Source organism: Paracoccus pacificus (assembly GCF_042680785.1).
Taxonomy (GTDB): Bacteria; Pseudomonadota; Alphaproteobacteria; order Rhodobacterales; family Rhodobacteraceae; genus Paracoccus; species Paracoccus pacificus.
The window spans coordinates 13,587-32,901 of the sequence record NZ_JBHUEN010000052.1; the positions used below are offsets into that span (position 1 = coordinate 13,587).

General features: G+C 62.0%; 17 protein-coding genes. 7 read left to right on the top strand and 10 right to left on the bottom strand.

The window, feature by feature from the left end:
• Window positions 1-4: 4 nt before the first annotated feature.
• The 3 genes from pyk to ACFSCT_RS17945 are packed head-to-tail and all read right to left on the bottom strand — an operon-like array spanning window position 5 to window position 3,773.
• On the bottom strand, window positions 5-1,414 hold the full coding sequence (gene pyk / locus ACFSCT_RS17935; RefSeq protein WP_379145096.1) for a pyruvate kinase: 1,410 nt from the start codon (window positions 1,412-1,414) through the stop codon (window positions 5-7).
• The gene (locus ACFSCT_RS17940; protein WP_379145099.1) at window positions 1,411-2,691 is read right to left on the bottom strand and encodes a glycerate kinase type-2 family protein; all 1,281 of its coding nucleotides are present in this window, start codon (window positions 2,689-2,691) and stop codon (window positions 1,411-1,413) included. Before ACFSCT_RS17940 ends, pyk begins: the two co-directional genes overlap by 4 nt.
• An 8-nt stretch (window positions 2,692-2,699) precedes the next feature.
• Window positions 2,700-3,773 carry a tartrate dehydrogenase gene (locus ACFSCT_RS17945; protein WP_216034466.1) on the bottom strand — a complete coding sequence of 358 codons (1,074 nt, stop codon included), beginning with the start codon at window positions 3,771-3,773 and terminating at the stop codon, window positions 2,700-2,702.
• 185 nt (window positions 3,774-3,958) lie between these two features.
• Here ACFSCT_RS17945 and ACFSCT_RS17950 point away from each other — a divergent pair, with 185 nt between their 5' ends.
• From ACFSCT_RS17950 to ACFSCT_RS17970, 5 genes are all read left to right on the top strand, one after another.
• Window positions 3,959-4,873 carry a LysR family transcriptional regulator gene (locus tag ACFSCT_RS17950; protein WP_252734040.1) on the top strand — a complete coding sequence of 305 codons (915 nt, stop codon included), beginning with the start codon at window positions 3,959-3,961 and terminating at the stop codon, window positions 4,871-4,873.
• Window positions 4,874-5,007: 134 nt separating this feature from the next.
• Complete coding sequence (locus tag ACFSCT_RS17955; protein ID WP_216034465.1) at window positions 5,008-6,273, top strand: SLC13 family permease; 1,266 nt, start codon at window positions 5,008-5,010, stop codon at window positions 6,271-6,273.
• A gap of 209 nt (window positions 6,274-6,482) precedes the next feature.
• Window positions 6,483-7,193 (top strand): IS6 family transposase, encoded by a 711-nt coding sequence (locus ACFSCT_RS17960; protein WP_379145102.1) that lies wholly within the window; start codon window positions 6,483-6,485, stop codon window positions 7,191-7,193.
• A gap of 144 nt (window positions 7,194-7,337) precedes the next feature.
• Window positions 7,338-8,261, top strand: a complete 924-nt coding sequence (locus ACFSCT_RS17965) for a multicopper oxidase family protein (protein WP_379145105.1) — start codon at window positions 7,338-7,340, stop codon at window positions 8,259-8,261.
• Window positions 8,243-8,737, top strand: a complete 495-nt coding sequence (locus ACFSCT_RS17970) for a c-type cytochrome (RefSeq protein ID WP_081508717.1) — start codon at window positions 8,243-8,245, stop codon at window positions 8,735-8,737. Before ACFSCT_RS17965 ends, ACFSCT_RS17970 begins: the two co-directional genes overlap by 19 nt.
• A 201-nt stretch (window positions 8,738-8,938) precedes the next feature.
• Here the strand turns inward: ACFSCT_RS17970 and ACFSCT_RS17975 are convergent, their stop codons facing one another.
• Complete coding sequence (locus ACFSCT_RS17975; protein WP_075571761.1) at window positions 8,939-9,145, bottom strand: heavy-metal-associated domain-containing protein; 207 nt, start codon at window positions 9,143-9,145, stop codon at window positions 8,939-8,941.
• 137 nt (window positions 9,146-9,282) lie between these two features.
• Between ACFSCT_RS17975 and ACFSCT_RS17980 the strand changes: the two genes are divergently transcribed.
• Together ACFSCT_RS17980 and cueR are read left to right on the top strand one after the other, a co-directional pair.
• Window positions 9,283-11,802 carry a heavy metal translocating P-type ATPase gene (locus ACFSCT_RS17980; protein WP_379145109.1) on the top strand — a complete coding sequence of 840 codons (2,520 nt, stop codon included), beginning with the start codon at window positions 9,283-9,285 and terminating at the stop codon, window positions 11,800-11,802.
• 13 nt (window positions 11,803-11,815) lie between these two features.
• Complete coding sequence (gene cueR, locus ACFSCT_RS17985) at window positions 11,816-12,238, top strand: Cu(I)-responsive transcriptional regulator (protein WP_009820195.1); 423 nt, start codon at window positions 11,816-11,818, stop codon at window positions 12,236-12,238.
• Window positions 12,239-12,435: 197 nt separating this feature from the next.
• Here the strand turns inward: cueR and ACFSCT_RS17990 are convergent, their stop codons facing one another.
• From ACFSCT_RS17990 to ACFSCT_RS18015, 6 genes are all read right to left on the bottom strand, one after another.
• Complete coding sequence (locus tag ACFSCT_RS17990; RefSeq protein ID WP_271118260.1) at window positions 12,436-13,212, bottom strand: Na+/H+ antiporter NhaA; 777 nt, start codon at window positions 13,210-13,212, stop codon at window positions 12,436-12,438.
• Window positions 13,209-14,543: an APC family permease gene (locus ACFSCT_RS17995; RefSeq protein ID WP_216034263.1), complete on the bottom strand. Its 1,335-nt coding sequence runs from the start codon at window positions 14,541-14,543 to the stop codon at window positions 13,209-13,211. Before ACFSCT_RS17995 ends, ACFSCT_RS17990 begins: the two co-directional genes overlap by 4 nt.
• 24 nt (window positions 14,544-14,567) lie before the next feature.
• On the bottom strand, window positions 14,568-15,620 hold the full coding sequence (locus tag ACFSCT_RS18000; protein WP_271118261.1) for an NAD-dependent epimerase/dehydratase family protein: 1,053 nt from the start codon (window positions 15,618-15,620) through the stop codon (window positions 14,568-14,570).
• A 180-nt stretch (window positions 15,621-15,800) separates the two neighbouring features.
• A complete protein-coding gene (locus ACFSCT_RS18005; protein WP_216034265.1) occupies window positions 15,801-16,451 on the bottom strand; it encodes a methyltransferase family protein in 651 nt (216 codons plus the stop codon).
• On the bottom strand, window positions 16,448-16,714 hold the full coding sequence (locus ACFSCT_RS18010) for a DUF2933 domain-containing protein (protein WP_081749914.1): 267 nt from the start codon (window positions 16,712-16,714) through the stop codon (window positions 16,448-16,450). The genes ACFSCT_RS18005 and ACFSCT_RS18010 overlap by 4 nt, the downstream gene beginning before the upstream one ends.
• A 107-nt stretch (window positions 16,715-16,821) precedes the next feature.
• Window positions 16,822-19,302: a phosphoketolase family protein gene (locus tag ACFSCT_RS18015; protein ID WP_379145114.1), complete on the bottom strand. Its 2,481-nt coding sequence runs from the start codon at window positions 19,300-19,302 to the stop codon at window positions 16,822-16,824.
• Window positions 19,303-19,315 lie beyond the last annotated feature (13 nt).

Here is a 19,315-nt window from a genome sequence, read left to right on the forward strand (position 1 = left end):
GCGCTCAGCCGAAGCTGGCGACGCGGATGTTGTTGGTCGTGCCGGACTGGCCGAAGGGAACGCCGGACAGGATGACGATGTGGTCCTGAGCGGCCGGTTTCAGCAGGCTGCGACAGGTCTCAACGGCGGTACGGACCATGCTGTCATAATCCTGCACCGACTCCTCGGTCAGAGAGCGGGCATCCCACAGAAGCGCCATCCGCCGCGAAATCCGGATGTCGCGGGTCAGGACGATCAGAGGAAGGAAGGGGCGACGCGCGGCGATCCGGGCCGCCGTGCTGCCGCTGCGGGAATAGGCGACGATCGCGCGGGCACCAAGGGCTGAGGCCAGAACAGCACCGCTTTCCGCAATCGCATCCGCCGGGGTCGCGGCCGGCTCGCGCGAGGCCGATATTGCCCTGGCATAGAAATCATGGGCTTCGGTGCTGCGGATGATGCGGTCCATGACCGCGACGGTTTCGACCGGATAGGCGCCGGTCGCGCTTTCGGCGGACAGCATCACCGCATCCGCACCGTCATAGATCGCGGTGGCAACATCCGAAGCCTCGGCACGGGTCGGCGCAGGTGCCGAGGTCATCGATTCCAGCATCTGCGTGGCGACGATCACCGGGCGGCTTTCGCGGCGGCACAGCGCGATGATCTCTTTCTGACGGGCGGGAACCTCCTCGGGCGGAATCTCGACGCCCAGATCACCTCGCGCGACCATGATCGCATCGGCCTTGCGGACGATGGCCTCGATCTCGGACAGGGCCGAGGGCTTCTCGATCTTGGCGACCAGACCGGCGCGGCCATCGATGATCCGGGTGATCTCATCCAGATCGCTGGCCTTCTGGACGAAGGACAGCGCCACCCAATCGACGCCCTGCGCGAGGCCGAACTCCAGATCGCGGCGGTCCTTTTCGGTCAGGACAGGCAGGTCCAGCACCGTATCGGGCAGGTTGACGCCCTTGCGATCGCTGAGCTTGCCGCCTTCCAGCACCTCGGCCTCGATCCGGTCGGCGCTGTGCGAGACGACCCGCAGCCGCACCCGGCCATCGTCGATGAACAGCCGCCCGCCCGGCCTGATCGCGGCGAAGATTTCGGGATGCGGCAGAGGCAGGTCGTCAGTCCCGGTGCTGTCGGCAGACCGGAAGAACAGCCGCTCGCCGCGGTCCACCATCCGCGCGCCACCCTGAAGCTTGCCAAGGCGGATCTTCGGGCCTTGCAGATCTTGCAGGATGCCGATGGGGGTGCCGGTCTCGGCCTCCAACGCGCGGATGGCGGCGATCACCTCGGCATGGGTGGCGTGTTCGCCATGGCTGAAATTCAGCCGGAAGGTATCGACGCCATTCTCGAACAGCCTGCGCAGCATGTCGGGTGCGGCACTGGCGGGGCCGACGGTGGCCACGATCTTGGCTCGTCTGTCACGGATCATCTTGCTGTCCTTTCGGGGGGGCAGAGCACCAGAACGGCCCTGAAGTCATTCACGTTCGTCAGGGTCGGGCCGGTGCGGATCAAGGCACCGACACCGTCGAACAGGCTGTAGCTGTCATGGTCGTCCAGATAGTCGCGCGGGTTCAGCCCGGCGTTGTGGGCCTTTGCCAGGGTGTCAGGGCCGATCAGCGCACCGGCGGCGTCTTCGGTGCCGTCGATGCCATCCGTGTCTGCGGCCAGCGCATGGATGCCGGGATGGCCGTTCAGCGCCATGGCCAGGGCCAACAGGAACTCGGTATTGCGCCCTCCCCTGCCGGGCTTCGTCTCGCCGATGGTCACGGTCGTCTCGCCGCCCGAGAGCAGCACCGCAGGGGCACGGACCGGCGTACCATGGGCCGCGACCGAGCGCGCGATGCCCGCCATGGCGATGCCAAGCTGGGCGGCCTCGCCTTCCAGCGCGTCGCCCAGAAGCAGGGGCGTGACACCCGCCGCGCGGGCGACCCCGGCTGCGGCCTCCAGTGACATCTGCGGCGTGGCGATCATCCGGTAATCGGGGATGAAGTCGGGCTGCGGCGTGGCGGGACGCAGCAGGATGTCGCGGGCCGTCTCGGGCAGGTTCGGACCCAGCCTGGCGACCAGATGCGCGAGATTCTCGCCTGCCGTCGGATCGGGCACGGTCGGCCCCGAGGCGATGGCGGCCGGATCGTCGCCCGGCACGTCCGAGATGGCCAGCGTCACCAATCGCGCCGGTGCCGCCGCCCGTGCCAGCCCGCCGCCCTTGACCAGCGACAGGCGGCGGCGGACGCGGTTCATGTCCTCGATGGTCAGGCCCGATGCCAGCAGCAGCCGATTGACCTGCATCTTCTCCGTCAGCGTCAGCGGCGGCACCGGCAAGGTCATCAGCGCCGAGCCGCCGCCCGAGATCAGCGCCAGCACCAGATCATCGGGGCCGGCCTTCTGAACCGTCTGCAGGATTTCGGCCGCCGCCCTTTGCCCGGCCTCATCCGGCACCGGATGCGAAGCTTCGCGCACCACGATTCGGTCGGTCTCTATGGCGTGGCCATAGCGGGTCACGACAACGCCCGACAGATCGACATCGGGCCAGGCGCGCTCGACGGCGCGCGCCATTGCGGCGGCGGATTTGCCGGCCCCCACCACGATGCAGCGGCCAGTTGGCTTTTCGGGCAGATGCCGGGCGAGGACGGCGGCGGGGTCAGCCGCCGCAATCGCCGCATTCAGCATCCGCTTCAGCAGGTCTTTTGCGTCCTCCTCCCTCATGGCGGACCTCAGATGTTCTCGCCGCGGATTGCGTCGACGACGGCATCCGTGACCTGTTGCGTATTGGCGTTGCCGCCGACATCGGGGGTCAGCACGCCATCGGCGCAGACCTTTTCGACCGCGCGCATCAGCCGGTCGGCGGCGGCGGGTTCGCCCAGATGTTCCAGCATCTGCGCGGCGGTCCAGAAGGTCGCGACCGGGTTCGCGATCCCCTTGCCCGTGATGTCGAAGGCCGAGCCGTGGATCGGTTCGAACATGGACGGAAAGCGCTTTTCCGGGTCGATATTACCGGTCGGTGCAACACCCAGACTGCCCGCCAGCGCGCCTGCCAGATCGGACAGGATGTCTGCATGCAGGTTTGTGGCGACGATGGTATCGAGGCTTTGCGGGTTCTTGACCATCCGCACGGTCATCGCATCGACCAGCATCTTGTCCCAGGTCACATCGGGGAATTCCTTAGACACCTCGGCGGCGATTTCGTCCCACATGACCATGCCATGCCGCTGCGCGTTTGATTTCGTCACCACGGTCAGCAGCTTGCGCGGCCGCGACTGCGCCAGTTTGAAGGCATAGCGCATGATCCGGGTGACGCCCGCACGGGTGAAAATCGAAACCTCGGTGCCGACCTCTTCGGGCAGGCCTTTATGGGCGCGGCCGCCATGGCCGGAATATTCGCCCTCGGAGTTTTCGCGCACGATCACCCAGTCCAGATCACCCGGCCCGACGCCTTCCAGCGGTGACTTGATGCCCGGCAGGATTTTTGTGGGGCGCACATTGGCGTATTGATCGAACCCTTGGCAGATCGGCAGGCGCAGCCCCCACAGCGTCACATGGTCCGGCACGTCGGGCGCGCCGACCGCACCGAAAAAGATGGCATCGAAAGCTTTCAGCTGTTCTGCGCCATCCTCGGGCATCAGCGCGCCGGTTTTCTTGTAGCGATCCGAGCTCCAGTCGAACTCAGTCACGTCAAACTGGAAGCTGCCGTCGCGGCGCGCCAGAGCCTCCAGTGCCTGCAACCCGGCGGCGATGACTTCCGGGCCGATACCGTCGGCGGGGATCGACGCGATCTTGTAGGTTTTCATGGGCTTTCTCCTCATTCGGTTAATGGGGCCGAATGCGTCGCCGGGCGGGCCGTGAATGCCCCTCGTATCTCCTCCCTTGCGACGCCCTGCGGCGATCACAGGACGAAATTGCGCCAGGCGAGACGATCCCTCAATTTGCGTAGAATTATATACAGAAATGCAATAATATGATCGCGGAGGAGATCATGGATATTCAACAGATCAGGTGTTTCCTGGCGGTGGCCGAGGAGTTGCATTTCGGTCGCGCGGCGCAGGCAATAGACATGCTACCTGCCTCGCTGAGTCGGCAGATCCGGCTCTTGGAAGACCGTTTCGAGACGCGGCTGTTTCTGCGCACCACTCGCAATGTCGCGCTGACCGAGGCTGGCACGGCGATCCTTGACGACGCCCGTGCACTTGTCGCGCAGGCCGATCTGTTCGATCAGCGCATCCGCGCGGTCAGGCGCAGCGAGACCGCGGTGCTGAAGGTCGGCGCCATCGACAGTGCGGCGGCCGGGCTGATGCCGCAGCTCTTGCAGCTTCTGCGCGCGCAGCGCCCCGAGATCGAGGTGCAGCTGGTCGAGCAGAAGACCATCCATCTTTTGCCGCGCATTCTTAGCGGCAGTCTCGATATCGCCTTTTGTCGCCCGCCCGATATCCGCGATCCCAAGATCCACTTCCAGACATTGTTCTTTGAGACTGCCGTAGTCGCATTGCCCGAAGGTCATGCCCTGGCTGATCGCGCCGAACTGAAGGTGCAGGATATCGCGGATGAGCCGCTGATCGTCCCCGACCGCCGCTCGCGTCCACATTCGCATGATCTGACCATAAAGCTGTTCACCGATGCAGGGCTGACGGTAAGAATAGCGCAGATCGCCGAGGAAAAGCACACCATCGTCAACCTGGTGGCGACCGGCACGGGGCTTGCCATCGTGCCGCGTTGGGCATCCCGCATCGCGATTCCGGGCGTCAGCTTCGTGCCCTTGGTGCTGCCCGAGGGCACCACGCGTGGCAAGCTGATCCTCGCCGCCGCCTGGGCGCGTGGTACCCGTGACGACCAGCGTGACGCGCTACTGGCGGTGCTGGACAAAAACCTGCAGGCGATCGAAGCGAGCGCGTGACACCAATAATCGCCGATTATTATCACGAAATTTAATATAATTCCTGGCAAATTTATTGCCGGTCATCTCCCGCGTATTCCGGTTCCGATCTGTGCCCTTCCGCAGGGCCAGAACCGGAAATCTGGGAGGAAACCATGGACCCTGCAAACATTACGCTTCTATTACTGCTCTTTGCGATTGTCATGTTCGTGTGGGAGCGAGTGCCGCTGGCCGTTACGGCCATGATCGTCTGCGTCAGCCTTGTCCTGACCGGCGTGCTGGACGCGGGCGAGGCGTTCGACGGCTTCGTTAACAGCAATGTCATCCTGTTCGTCGACATGTTCATCATTGGCGGTGCGCTGTTCCAGACCGGCATGGCGGCCGAGATCGGCGGGCTGGTCACGCGCTTTGCCCGGACCGAACGGCAGTTGGTTGTCGCGATCATGCTGATCACCGGGCTGATGTCGGGTGTTCTGTCGAATACTGGCACGGCTGCGGTGCTGATCCCGGTCGTGATCGGGATTGCCGCGAAATCGGGCTTCGCGCGCTCCCGCCTGCTGATGCCGATTGTCTTTGCGGCCGCGATGGGCGGCAATCTCAGCCTGATCGGCGCACCGGGCAACATGATCGCCCAGGCTGCGTTGCAGGAACAGGGGCTCAGTTTCGGCTTCTTCGAATATGCGCTTGTAGGCCTTCCGATCCTGCTGGTCGGCATCCTGTTCATTGCCACCGTGGGCTTTCGGCTGCTGCCCGATCACAAGACCGAAGAGATGGCGGCGGACAGCCTGAACTTGACCAGCCCCTCAGTCCCGCAGTGGAAGAAGAACGCATCGCTGATCGTTCTGGTTCTGACCATCCTCGCCATGGTGTTTGAAAAGCAGATTGGCATCCGCCTGCATATCAGCGGCGCCATTGGGGCCATTGCGCTGATCCTTCTGGGCGTCATCAGCGAGGATGAGGCCTATCGCTCCATCGACGCCAAGACGATCATCCTGTTCGGCGGCATCCTGTCGCTGGCGACCGCGATGGAAAAGACCGGCGCCGGGCAAATCATCGCCGAAACTGTGCTGGGCATGACCGGGCCTGAGACACCGATGTTCGTCTTCCTGCTGGTCATTTTCCTCTTGGCGGTGGTCATGACAAACTTCATGTCGAACACCGCGACGACCGCGCTTCTGGTGCCGATCAGCCTGTCGATCTCGACCCAGATCGGCGCCGATCCGCGCGCCGTTCTGATGGCAACGGTGATCGGCGGCTCGCTGGCCTATGCCACGCCCATCGGCATGCCCGCGAATGTGATGGTATTGGGCCCGGGCAAATACACATTCATGGATTACACAAAGGCTGGTCTGCCGTTGATCGTGGTCTCTACAGTGGTCGCCATGATCCTGCTGCCGATCCTGTTCCCGTTCTTCCCATAAGCCGGGCAGATTCTGGACGCAGAAGGTTTGACCGCGAGGGAAGCCTCGCGGTCTTGCTTTGCTGCGCGGGAAAAGATCCTGTTTACAGTGCAAGAGCGGGATTTCGTAGCGATCCTGTGGCAGAACCCCAAGTTTTGAGGCCCGGGAACTTCGCGTTCGGGGATCGTCAAGTTATTGCCCTCCGCAGGACAGTTATGTAGCTCCGTGCGATGATCAGTCAGATTTCCGCACCGCGCCTGAAAGGCCACCGCTTTCCGCGCTCCATCATTTCCTACGCGGTCTGGGCGTATTATCGCTTCTCGCTTAGCCTGCGTGATGTCGAGGATCTGCTGGCCGAACGCGGTATCGTGGTGAGCTATGAGGCGATCCGGGCATGGGTGGGGAAATTCGGGCCGCATATCGCGAAACGGGTCCGCGCTACGCGCCTGCGGCCCACCGACAAATGGCACCTGGACGAGGTGGTGATCATGATCAACGGCGTGCAACACTGGCTGTGGCGCGCCGTGGACAGCAACGGCGAAGTTCTCGACATCCTCGTGCAAACGCGCCGCAATGCGCGGGCGGCGAAGCGATTCATTTCACGGCTGATCGCCCGCTGGGGTGAGCCCCGCGTCATCGTGACGGATAAACTGCGCAGCTACTGCGCGGCCCTGCGGCAGCTCGGGCTGAACGTGGATCACCGGGCGCACAAGGGACTGAACAATCGTATTGAGGGATCGCACAGACCCACGCGAAAGCGCGAGAAAATCCAGGGCCGATTCAAATCGGCAAGGCAGGCGCAAAGGTTCCTCTGCGCCCACGATGAAACCGCGAACCTGTTCCGCCCTCGCCGCCACAAAATGACTGCCTCCAGATACCGTCAGAGCCTCGTCGCCGCGTTCGAGCGCTGGAACGACTGTGCGAAAAGCATGGCCGCGTGACAGAAGGTAGCGCACCCCCACTTTCGATCCCGGGAAACAACTTGACGATCCCCCTATTGGTATCACGCCCATGCGAGGTCCTTCGAACAGGTCGCCCGAGGGCTTTACGGCGCGCTGATTGTTGAGGAAGCGGAAGCTCCGGAAGTGGATCGCGAGGAGGTTCTGATCCTGGACGATTGGCTTCTCGATCCCGAAACCGCACAGATCAATCCCGACTTCACCTCTGCGCATTCCCGCAGCCACGCAGGCCGCATGGGAAATTTCGTTGCGACGAACGGACAGTACGGTCTTGCGATCGATGTGCGTCAGAATGAACGGCTTCGACTGCGTCTGATCAATGCGGCCAACGCGCGGATCTTCGTCGTTGATATCGCCGGAATGGAAGGCTGGACCATCGCGTTGGACGGGATTCCACTGGCGCAACCCCAGAGGCTCGGCGAACCCCTCATTCTCGGCCCCGGCCAGCGCGCCGATCTGATCGTCGACGTGACTGCCGACTCCGGTGAAACGGCCCATCTGGTGCGCCTCGACAATGGGGAAGGTATGTCACAAGTTGCCCTTACCGTGACCGGTCGGGCGTCCGCCGTACGCCGGGATGACCCCCCTGCCCTGCCGAGCAATGCGAATATGGATGTTCCGGGCCTAGACAATGCGGTTCCCGTTCGCCTTAACATCGAGGGCGGTGCGATGGGCCGGATGCAATCGGCGGTCTTGAACGGTGAACGGAAATCCTTCCGCGATCTGGTCGACGAAAACGAATACTGGGCCTTAAACGGCACCGTCGGAATGCCCGATGCACCGCTTGCCGGTCTCGCTCTCGGGCAGACCGTCAAGCTTGAGATTAGCAACGACACGTCCTTCCCGCACGCGATGCACTTGCACGGGATGCATTTCCGCGAAATCGGCGAGGATGGCACATTGGGGCCGCTCCGGGATACGATAACGATGTTCCGGGGCGAAACGCGGACCGTTGTCTTTGTCGCCGATAATCCAGGCGACTGGCTGTTTCACTGCCACATGCTCAGCCACGCGGCCGCCGGCATGATGACATGGATGCGAGTGACGTGATGCGAAGATACCTGATGCTGTCGGTGATTTTTCTGGGCGGTGGCGGAGCCGCAGCCTGGCTCATGAGCACGGCCGGTGTGCTGACCGAATCCACGCCGGAAGCCGCCGACATTGCACAGGGTGAAGATCTTTACAGAGAATATTGCGCGGCCTGCCATGGTGCCGATTTGGAAGGACAGCCGGATTGGCGGTCGGCCGGACCAGATGGCGTCCTGCCTGCACCGCCGCATGACGAAACCGGTCATACCTGGCATCATCCCGATGGCGTGCTGTTTGACTACACCAAGCTGGGCGGCAAGGCCGCTCTTGCCCTCCAAGGGGTCGAGTTCGAAAGCGGCATGCCCGGGTTCGGCGACCAGCTGTCGGACGCCGAAATCTGGAACATCATCGCTTACATCCAATCAACGTGGCCGGAGCGTCAGCGCGCTATTCAAGCCGAACGAAGTGCTGACCAGCGACAGCAGGAAGGCAACTGAACCGCGTCCGAGAAAGGCGCTGAATATCTTGAGGTCGAGGAAAAGTTGGACTGGTTGTCGAGCGAAGGTATGACGCAATCGAGTTACCGCCCATCCAAGGACAATCATTTGGTCGAGTGCGCTTAATCGACTTGGCACGACAGGACGCTGGGTACGTGATCCGGCAAGTTTTGCACCAGTAATTGCAGTCCCAAGGGTTATTCAGGTCGCGGCTGGCGCCGACACATCGTATCCTGCGTTTTTGATCGCTTCCGACACCGCCCTGACGCTGAGAAAACTCTCGACCGAAACGGTATGCGTGCTCAAGTCGCACGAAACGGTCGCAGTTGGGTCAATAGACCTAATCGCCTTGTCAATTGTTGCGGTGCAATGCCCGCAACTCATTCCCGGAACTGTGAAGCTGCTCATATACGTCTCCTTCTCTCTTATCTTCAGGTGGGCGCTTCCAGCGGAGGAAGGTCAAGGGCAAAAAAATATTCTGAAAAGCTTGACCTTCCAGTTGGTGGAAGCCCTAGATATCTTACCCAGAGACGAAGGAGACGCTCATGCCAGTCACACAAGACCTGCGGGTCTCTGTCCAGAACATGTCCTGCGCATCATGTGTCAGTCGGGTCGAGCGCGCGCTCTCGGCGCTGCCCGGGGTCGAAGAAGTCAATGTGAACCTTGCGGCCGAAACTGCGCAGGTCCGAATCGACTCGGAAACCCGGATACCGGAGCTGATCGACGCGCTGGATCGGGCCGGCTATCCCGTCCGGACGCAGACTATTCGCCTGAACGTCTCGTCCATGTCCTGCGCGTCCTGCGTCGGCCGTGTCGATAAGGCGCTGGCGGCAGTGCCTGGCGTTCTGGAGGTCAACGTCAATCTCGCCTCCGAGACCGCAACCGTGACTTATGTCGAGGGCGCGATGAAGATCTCCGATCTAATGAAAGCTGCCACAGACGCCGGCTACCCTGCTGAACCGGCGGACAGTGTCTTGCCCGAGGAGCACAGCGCCCGCAAGGCAGCCGAAGCGCGCGATCTGGCCCGTAAGACCGCCTTCGCTGCGACATTGGCGCTGCCGGTTTTCCTGCTCGAGATGGGTGCACACCTAGTGCCGGGGATGCACGAGATGATCGGCCGCACCATCGGTCACCAGACAAGTTGGATGATCCAGTTCGCACTGACGACAGTTGTGCTGTTCTGGCCCGGACGCCACTTTTACGCCAAGGGCTTCCCCGCGCTTCTGAAGGGCGCGCCCGACATGAACAGCCTCGTCGCCGTTGGCACCGGCGCAGCCTATCTCTATTCTCTTACCGCGCTCTTTGCGCCTGCGCTGCTGCCCGTGGCGTCCCGTGCCGTTTACTTCGAGGCAGCGGCAGTCATCGTCGTGCTGATCCTTCTGGGCCGCTGGATGGAGGCGCGCGCCAAGGGCCGCACCGGTGCCGCGATCCAGAAGCTTCTTGGCCTTCAGGCCCGCACTGCGCGAGTTCTAGTGGACGGGGAGCCGCAGGACGTCGCCATCGAACGGATCGGCACCGGCGACATCCTCGTTGTGCGTCCCGGCGAACGCATTGCGGTGGATGGGGACGTCACGCAAGGCAGCGCCCATGTCGACGAGAGCATGATCACCGGAGAGCCGGTTCCCGTCTCCAAGTCCGAGGGCGATCCGGTCACCGGCGGCACCGTCAACGGCACCGGCAGCTTCCAGTTCCGCGCCACACGTGTCGGCGCCGAGACGACGCTCGCGCAAATCATTCGCATGGTGGAGCAGGCGCAAGGCGCCAAGTTGCCGATCCAGGGCCTGGTGGACCGGATCACGCTGTGGTTCGTGCCGGCGGTCATGGCACTGGCCGCGTTGACCGTTCTGGTCTGGCTGCTGGTCGGCCCCTCGCCCTCCCTGTCCTACGCGCTTGTGGCCGGGGTCTCGGTTCTCATCATAGCCTGCCCCTGCGCCATGGGACTGGCCACGCCGACCTCGATCATGGTCGGTACTGGGCGCGCAGCCGAGATGGGTGTGCTTTTCCGCAAGGGCGACGCGCTGCAACGACTGACGTCGGTGAATGTTATCGCGCTCGACAAAACCGGCACCGTCACCCAAGGGCGCCCCGAACTGACCGATATGGTCCTGGCCGACGGGGTCGACCGGGCCGACATCCTGGCACTGGTGGCGGCGGTCGAGACGCAGTCCGAGCATCCCATCGCCGAAGCCATCGTGCGCGCGGCCCAGGCCGAGAACGCGGCACGTCACGACGTCGAGAGCTTCGAATCCATCACGGGCTACGGCGTTCGGGCCAAGGTTGCCGGCCACGAGGTGCTTGTCGGTGCAGATCGCCTGATGGTCCGCGAAGGACTGAGCATCGGGTCGCTGGTCGAGGCGGAGGGCCGCTTGGCCGTGCTGGGCCGCACGGCATTGTTTGCCGCGGTGGATGGCAGGGTTGCAGCGGTCCTCGGCGTGTCCGATCCGGTCAAACCCGCCAGCGCGGCCGCCATTGGCGCGCTGCACCGCCTTGGGCTGGAGGTCGCTATGATCACCGGCGACAAGCGCGAGACAGCCGATGCCATCGCACGCGAAACCGGCATCGACCACGTGATCGCCGGCGTTCTGCCCGATGGAAAGGTGGCCGCACTAAACGAGCTTCGCCAAGGGGGCCGACGGATCGCCTTCGTCGGCGACGGCATTAACGACGCCCCCGCGCTGGCACATGCGGATGTCGGTATCGCCATCGGCACGGGAACCGATGTGGCCATCGAATCCGCCGATGTGGTGCTGATGTCGGGCGATCTACGCGGCGTGGTCAACGCCTTTGAAGTATCAGGCCGCACGATGCGCAACATCCGTCAGAACCTGTTCTGGGCGTTCGGCTACAACGTCGCGCTGATCCCGGTGGCTGCGGGTGTGCTCTACCCCACGTTCGGCTTGTTGCTCTCGCCAGTCCTGGCTGCCGGAGCCATGGCACTGAGTTCGGTCTTCGTGCTGACCAACGCCCTTCGGCTACGCAGGGTCCGTCCCATCATGGAAGAAGCCAGAGCGCGCGGTGGTGAAGAGGCCACTTTACTATCCCCTAACCCTGTCGCCGCTGAATAAGGAGAACCTGATCATGAATATTGGAGATGTCGCCGCCCTTTCTGGCCTCCCAGCCAAGACGATCCGATACTACGAGGATGTCGGGCTTGTGAAGCCTCTTCGCAGCACGAACGGCTATCGCACATTCCGTGAAAGCGATGCGCACAAGCTCGCGTTTCTCGGCCGTTCCCGGGCGCTCGGCTTCAGCATTGAAGACTGCCGCAACCTTATTGCTCTGTACGAGGACGAAAAACGCGCCAGCGCCGAAGTCAAGGATATCGCCGAGCAGCATCTTGAACGGATCGACGACAAGATTGCGGAGCTGAAGGAAATGCGCGCGACGCTAGCACATCTAGTGGACGCCTGTGCCGGGGATCACCGCCCGGATTGCCCAATCCTCGCCGATTTGGCAACGAAACACCGCGGCGAAGAGCAACTCAAGAATACTGCGTTGTAGGGTGCGAGCGTTTGGCTTGGGCGATCCTCTTTGCGATTGTGCTCTTCGGTTTGAGCGGACTTGTGCATGTCCGTGCGATGAGTTTCGTCATGACGGCCACCAAACGCACTCCATTCACACAATCAAGCCGCCTCTTATTTGCCCTCTATACACTCGCGACCGCCCACATAGGTGAAGCCGGGTGTCGCGTTGCCCAATTATGGGCTACGCGACACGCGCCGCTCGGCGCGCGCTGTCGCTCTTGGCGGAAACGACGACAGCGGCAATGAAAACCCGACAATTGCCCCTGCAATGGCTCCTTCGAGACCGGTCAGTATAAGTCCTGCCCAGAGAACGCAGCCGAAGGCGAGGTAAGGCAAGAGAGATGCCCTTCGGGTTCGATTGAGCAGAAATAGACCTGCTAAGCCGCCAACCACCACCCAAAGCGGCCAAAACTGATCGAACGCTCCGTAGAACAATGCGATGACAATTACTGCGCCAAGGTCGTCGAAAATCGCTGCGGCTGTGGCAAAGGCGATGACCGCAGGGTCAACCCGGCCCGAAAACAGCGAGAGGACGCCAAGGACCAAGACGATGTCTGTCGCAATCGGGATTGCCCAGCCACGCAGGGCGACGGCATCTCCGGCATTGAGCCCGAAGTAGATCGCTGCCGGCACAATCATGCCCCCAAGCGCCGCACTTGCCGGAAGCATGGCCGCACCGGGTTCGGTCAGCGCCCCACGGGTCAGCTCAAGATTTGTGTGAAGACCGATGAGAAAGAAGAAGACCGTCAGAAGGCCCTGATTGATCCACTCGATCAGAGGGGCTTCGATTGCCCAGTCGCCCGCCCCAACCCGCAGAGGCAGGTGATGCACAATCGCGTAGATGTCCGCCAGCGGCGAGTTCGCGGCCACTATACCCAGAGCAAGACCGACGAGCATGGCGAACCCCGCGCGCCGCCCGTCGCGAACCGATTGCGTGGCAACATCCGTCAACTGTGGGCGGGCTCATCTTGCGGCGCCAGCCAGCGCGACAGGTAGGCGCGTTCGAACAGAAAGACTCCCGCGATCGTAAGGGCCGCGTAGGCGACAATCGCGGGATCGCTTTGTAATTTCATGGCAGTGAACGCGACCAGAACGATCGCATCAAACCCGAGTGCTGCAAGAATGATGACACCCGAGGCACCGATCTCTGCCCTGCGGTAGCGCCAGACACCCCAATGCACGGCCATATCCATCATCAGATAGAAGAACGCACCCAACGACGCGATGCGGCTCAGATCGAAAAACACAGCAAGGAAGGATGCGATCACCACGGTGTAAACCAGCGTATGCCGCTGGATCGGACCGGACATGCCGAAGTGACTATGCGGGATCATCTTCATATCCGTCAGCATCGCAAGCATCCGCGAGACCGCAAAGACACTCGCCAGCACGGCAGACGCCGTGGCGACGACGGCCAGCAGGACCGTCAGCAGGAAGCCTACCTGCCCCAATGCCGGTTCCGCCGCCTCGGCCAGCGAATAGTCCTTGGCGGCAATGATCTCGTCTATGGTCAGGCTGGACCCGACACCGAAGGCCACGAGCAGATAGACGACGACGCACAGCGCAATCGAAATCATGATCGCGCGCCCCACGTTGCGGTTGGGATCGGTGATCTCGGCGCCGCTGTTGGTGATCGTCGTGAACCCCTTGAACGCAAGAATGGCAAGCGCGACCGAGGCGACGAAACCCATCGGGCCGAAATCCACAGCGTCCCGCGACGCGGCTGCAAATTCAAACCCGCTCGACCACAGGGCCGCGATCCCGAAGAGCGCGATGCCCCCGATCTTGATTGCGGCCATGACCATCGAGAACAGCCCAATTGACCGGTTGCCCGCGATGTTTACGACGAAGGCGAAAAGGATTACCCCAACGGCCAGGATGGGCACCAGCGGCCCGCCCTCGATATCGAACGGACGCAAAAGATAGGTGGCAAAGGTCCTTGCGACGAGGCTTTCCGCGATCACCATGCTGAGCGCCATTAGAAGCGCCGCCCCAGCCGCAACTGCCCCCGGTCCGTAGCATTTTTGCAGGATCATCCCGATCCCCCCTGCCGAGGGCCAGGCGTTGGACATCTTGATGTAGCTGTAGGAACTGAACCCGGTGACGATCGCGCCGATGATGAACGCAATGGGAAAGAACGGCCCGGCCAGTTCGGCGATCTGCCCGGTCAGAGCAAAGATCCCTGCCCCGATCATCACGCCCGTGCCCATGGCAACCGCGCCGCCCAAAGTAATGGAGTTCTTCTTGTAGCCGTCGCCGCCGTGGTCGTGCTCATGGTTCATGATTTGCCCCGTCTTTCCTGTTTCTTAGTTCGGCCTTTGCCAAGCGTTTGTGTGTATGGCCACTCCGCCTGCTAAGTGGCGACGCAAACCGCTCAGCGCCTGCTCCAGATCAAGGTGATCAACAATGGAATTGGCCCCTGCGTGTCGTGCATCGCTGGACCGCATTGCCTCAAGTGTCACCAATATCATCGCAGCCGTCAAATCAGCCTGATCGCCACCTTCGAACAGGTTCGCGGCGATCTCTTTGCCTTCGCAATCGAACGCAACCGCCGCAATCCGTGTTCGTAATTGCCCGAATTGCGGCAGCCACTGTGAAAGCTTTGTCATTTGCCGGGGATGCTCTGACATCCAACGTCCGAGCCTAAGCCGTTGTGCCACTGCAAACAGGCGTGTGACAAATGGCGGATCGACGGCCAGGTAATGGTGAACACGGAGTTCGAGTCCGCCAGGATGAATACCCTCATCGGGAAACGCCACATCGAGCGCCAGTCTCGGCGCCTCGTTCTGTGCGAAACTGAACCTCCAGGGGTGCGTGCCTGGAAACACAGACCGGCCCGTCACCGGATCGTCATAAGGCTGTCCAAGCGTCCGAAAGAACCACTCGGCCGCCGCCTGTCCATAGTGACGGCCCATACCAAGCTCGACTCCGATACGCAGCGTCTCTACCCGTTTGTCGCTTGCCAGAGCTGCCGCCATCAATGTGCTGAGACCCGGAGCAGTTCCAACACCCGTCACAAGACACCCGTTTGTCCCGTCCGCCGCCCGGATCAGGGCGTGGACATAGCTCGGCGTCGCCGATGTATCGAGCACCGTACCGCCTCTTGCGAGAATTTCAGCGACCAGCCCCGGCGGTGTCGCTTCGGTCAGATTTACGACCATGGCGTCGTCGGGAAGTGAATGGGCCGCGTCGGGGCGCGCCACGTCGAGGGCTGTGTAAACCACGTTTTCATGCGCCGTTTCAACCGCACGGTTTCGCCTGGAAACCGCCCAAACCTTCCATTCCTGATGGTCGGAAAGGAGGCGAACAAGCCGCGACCCGACATCACCGGATCCTCCGAGGATCACCAGATTGCTCACTCCGTTCACCCTCTTGGTCTCGGCGCTTCTAAATCGCAAATCCGTCTTGCATTTCCGATATCAAACTCAATCTTCGATCAATTCGCAGGCGAGCGCTCGATCGTCGGCAAAAACTGACGCCGCTCCGGTTTCCCGATAGCCAGCTTGCGCTCTGCAAAAAACGGAACAGAACGCTTGCGTTCATTGCGCGGCAACTTCCCGGAATCGAGGCAGAAACGCCGGAACATTCTCTGCATATCTCTCCCATGCCTCGCCAAACCGGGCCCGACTGTCGGCCTCCTCGCTCTTGGCAAGTCGCGCATACATCCAGACCAGAACCGGGAACATTGCAAGCGTGAGGATTGTCGGCCATTGCACGAGGAACCCTGCCATGATGAGAGCGAACCCCACATATTGCGGATGCCGTATCCGGGCGTAGGGACCCGTGACCGCCAGTCGCCCGGCCCGCTGTGCTGCCCAGAGATGGTGCCAGGCCACCGAGATCAGCCAGAAGCCCCCACCGATGAATGCAAAGCTGAGGAAATGGAACGGCCCGAAATGCGGGTTCGCTTCCCAGCCGAACATCATTTCCAGAAGGTGCCCGCTGTCATGGGCGAACCAGTCAATCCCCGGCCAGTTGGATTGGAGCCAACCCGACAGGAAAAAGATCGTCAGCGGAAACCCGTACATCTCGACAAAAAGTGCCACGATGAAAGCACTGAATGCGCCGAAGCTGCGCCAGTCACGCGATGTCTGTGGCTTGAAGAAACTGAACGCGAACAGAATGAAGACCGCCGAATTGATGAACACGAGCAGCCAAAGCCCGTATGACGATCCCGGGTCGCTCGTCATTTGTCATCACCCGATCCGCGGCCGCCATGTCCGCCGTGGCCACCATGACCGCCATGCATGAAGAAATGCATGCCAACACAAAGCAGCAAAGGGAGCCAGATCAGCAACCCGCTGCCCAGAATGTGCACCCGATGCTCGTAACCCAGCAGTAGTCCACCAAGGATGAGCGCAAAGATCAGGTAGATGCCCGCGCGTGATTTCCAGAACGAGGGCGGCCTCGGCGGATTGTCATTATCCAAATGTTTTTCGTGATGTCTTGTCATAACACATTCCCGTAGTCAGTTGTGGATCGAGGGGACATGAAACCAGCCCCCACGCGTCGGAGCCATTCGCGCAGTTTCTGCAAGGTTATGGCCAGTCTTTTTTCGCGTCATACGTCATGTCCCTTGAAAAGAACTCCTGCGGGCGCGCGACGTCCCTGAACCGCATCGAATTCGGCTTCTGTCAGAAAATCAAGCGCCCGCCGCCCCGTGACATCCGCCGCAGCCGCAAGAACATGCGCCCAGCTTGATCGGTTGGCGAACAGCATCCCGTTGGTATCGAGTGTACCGCCGCGACCGCAAAACCCGAGGAATTTCGACTTCCGCAATCCGGTATCAAGGCGGCGGAGGAGACCGCAGAGCGGCTCCGGCCTGGTATGCGCGACAAAAACCCGGGCGCCTGCCGTTTCGGGAAAGAATATTTCGAGCGTCGCGTCGGAGGCGGTCATCTTCGCCTCATGATCGTCGCGGGTGCTGCGGAACCGTCCCGGCTCGACCATCACGATGACACGGTGCCGCACGCTCTTTTCTTTCAGGCGATCCGACGCCGTGAGAGTTTCGGCCAGTTGGTAAGCGCCAATGGCGACCAAGATCAATTCCGGGTCATCGCCACCGACATCGCGCAGGCAGACCGCGCCGTCGGCCAGCGCCCGTTGCGCCAGTTCGGGAGATAGCACGTCTGGAACTTCGCGCTTGGGAACCACCATCGTCCAGATCGCCCCGTGTGATCGAAAGACATCCCGCAGGCATGCGACGGCACTGTTCCAGTCCACAGGAAACACGACGCGAGAGAGATCGGACATCTCCGCCCACATCGTTTCGGCGGCGGTCGTGTCCTGATGCGACAGCTCGTTCTTGCCATTTTCCCACGTATGCGAGGTGAGGACAACCGGCAGGCCAAGCCAATAGGGTTGGCGACCTGCGGCGATCAATTGCCGCGTGAAGATCAAATCCTGGCGCAAAGCGCCAAGCATTTTCGTGGCGAAGGCTTCGTAGGAGACTGCCAGATTGAGACCGCTCTTGTTTCCCAGAACGGCGCATATGACGGCTTCTTCGTTAAGGGCTGTTATCACGCCACCGGTCTCGGATTCCGGCATCCCGGGCTCGGGGGCGGTCACACGATGCTTCAGCAGATCTAGGGTCGCGTTCATCCTGTTGCTGCGCATTTCATCAGGGTTGCCGACGCGGGCGCGCAGGCCGGGATTGGCGAGGACAAGCGCTTCGAAGTATTGGTCGAGACCTTCCATCGGCGAGACGTTTCTGCGACCCTCAGAGGCGTGCCACGGCGGTTCGGGCAGGCTGGGCGTCACCGCCGGGCGCGAGATCAGGGGATGGGCCCGCTCCTTGGGACGTCCCGAGGCGTCATGGTTGTTGAGCGCAAGCACCGCATCCGACAGGTCTTTTGGCGGCACCCAGAGGTTCGCGGCACCTTCGTTGAAGTCACGGCGGGCGGCCGCGTCGGTTCGCGGATTGCCCTCGAGCGGCAGGTTATGCGCACGGTTCGTGCCGGCGCCGGGAAATCCGAAACCTTTGACCGTCTCCGCGATGCCGTAGTGTAGACGGATCGCAGGTGCTTCGTCCTTTTCCCGAACGGCCAGGGCATCGGCGGCGAGACGTTCCTCGATCTCAAAGATCGCCCAAGCGAAGGCTGCCGGATCGCGCCCGTCCAGATCGATCGGATCGAAACCGTTCAGCCGCAGGTGCCGACGGAACCAGTCCACGCCGCCGGATTGCGCCATTGTCGTGCGCTGGTCGATCCGTCGACCGTTCGCGATCATGATCGGGGCGACCGGCCCGGTGTCTTTCGAACGCCACCAGCGCGGTGCCCAGTCGCTTCCGCGCTGTTCTTCGAAAGCACCGTCACTCATGAACGCCACAAGATGTTCACCGGGCTGAGGCATGTGCCCGTAGAGCAGTCCGGCAAAGCCGAGATAGCCGCCTTCGATGAGACCGCCGGCGGTATGCGCGTTCACATGGCTGCCGAGCGCAGATGCGGGGCGTCCCTCGGCGGTGATCTCGTAGGAATAGAAATCCCGAACGAAGCGCGTCAGGCCGGGATCGGAAAACGAGTATCGGTTCTCCTGTTCGGACGACATGTTGTTGACGATGAGGTTCACCGCGTCGATCGCGGCAACGCAATGCCCCTGTCCCATCAGCCAGGATCGTGTCATGCCGCCAAGCGCGTTTGCAGCCAGATAGCCGACATAGGCTGGAACCATGTTGAGCGACCCGCCGGTATGACCATCGGGACCGGCTTTGAAATCCTCGGCGTCAAGCGGTGTCCCGTCCGTGCGCACGTTTCGCGCATAGGTCATATGCACCACGAGCCACATTGCCGCCTTCGTGATGCGATCTGCTGCGGCGAGGATACGCCAGGCTTCGGCCCTGTCGCGCACTCGCCCGCGACGCTCGAGAATATCGACCATGTCGTGGACCCGCACCTGTGTCAGGTCGTCATGGGCCGGAAGACCCGCGCCAAGCACCCAATCCGCAAAGGCCGGTTCGTTGCCACGATAGAGAGCGGCCCGATCCCTTGTCCGCACTTGCCCGGCGGCCGGCGTCTCCAAGTGCCTGTTGTGGTTTTTGGACATCCTGATTTCCCTG

What these genes read in the sequence shown, in the direction of transcription:
- pyk (WP_379145096.1), bottom strand. Translation starts at nt 1,414, where the DNA reads ATGATCCGTGACAGACGAGCCAAGATCGTGGCCACCGTCGGCCCCGCC.
- ACFSCT_RS17940 (WP_379145099.1), bottom strand. Translation starts at nt 2,691, where the DNA reads ATGAGGGAGGAGGACGCAAAAGACCTGCTGAAGCGGATGCTGAATGCG.
- ACFSCT_RS17945 (WP_216034466.1), bottom strand. Translation starts at nt 3,773, where the DNA reads ATGAAAACCTACAAGATCGCGTCGATCCCCGCCGACGGTATCGGCCCG.
- ACFSCT_RS17950 (WP_252734040.1), top strand. Translation starts at nt 3,959, where the DNA reads ATGGATATTCAACAGATCAGGTGTTTCCTGGCGGTGGCCGAGGAGTTG.
- ACFSCT_RS17955 (WP_216034465.1), top strand. Translation starts at nt 5,008, where the DNA reads ATGGACCCTGCAAACATTACGCTTCTATTACTGCTCTTTGCGATTGTC.
- ACFSCT_RS17960 (WP_379145102.1), top strand. Translation starts at nt 6,483, where the DNA reads ATGATCAGTCAGATTTCCGCACCGCGCCTGAAAGGCCACCGCTTTCCG.
- ACFSCT_RS17970 (WP_081508717.1), top strand. Translation starts at nt 8,243, where the DNA reads ATGGATGCGAGTGACGTGATGCGAAGATACCTGATGCTGTCGGTGATT.
- ACFSCT_RS17975 (WP_075571761.1), bottom strand. Translation starts at nt 9,145, where the DNA reads ATGAGCAGCTTCACAGTTCCGGGAATGAGTTGCGGGCATTGCACCGCA.
- ACFSCT_RS17980 (WP_379145109.1), top strand. Translation starts at nt 9,283, where the DNA reads ATGCCAGTCACACAAGACCTGCGGGTCTCTGTCCAGAACATGTCCTGC.
- cueR (WP_009820195.1), top strand. Translation starts at nt 11,816, where the DNA reads ATGAATATTGGAGATGTCGCCGCCCTTTCTGGCCTCCCAGCCAAGACG.
- ACFSCT_RS17995 (WP_216034263.1), bottom strand. Translation starts at nt 14,543, where the DNA reads ATGAACCATGAGCACGACCACGGCGGCGACGGCTACAAGAAGAACTCC.
- ACFSCT_RS18005 (WP_216034265.1), bottom strand. Translation starts at nt 16,451, where the DNA reads ATGACGAGCGACCCGGGATCGTCATACGGGCTTTGGCTGCTCGTGTTC.
- ACFSCT_RS18010 (WP_081749914.1), bottom strand. Translation starts at nt 16,714, where the DNA reads ATGACAAGACATCACGAAAAACATTTGGATAATGACAATCCGCCGAGG.
- ACFSCT_RS18015 (WP_379145114.1), bottom strand. Translation starts at nt 19,302, where the DNA reads ATGTCCAAAAACCACAACAGGCACTTGGAGACGCCGGCCGCCGGGCAA.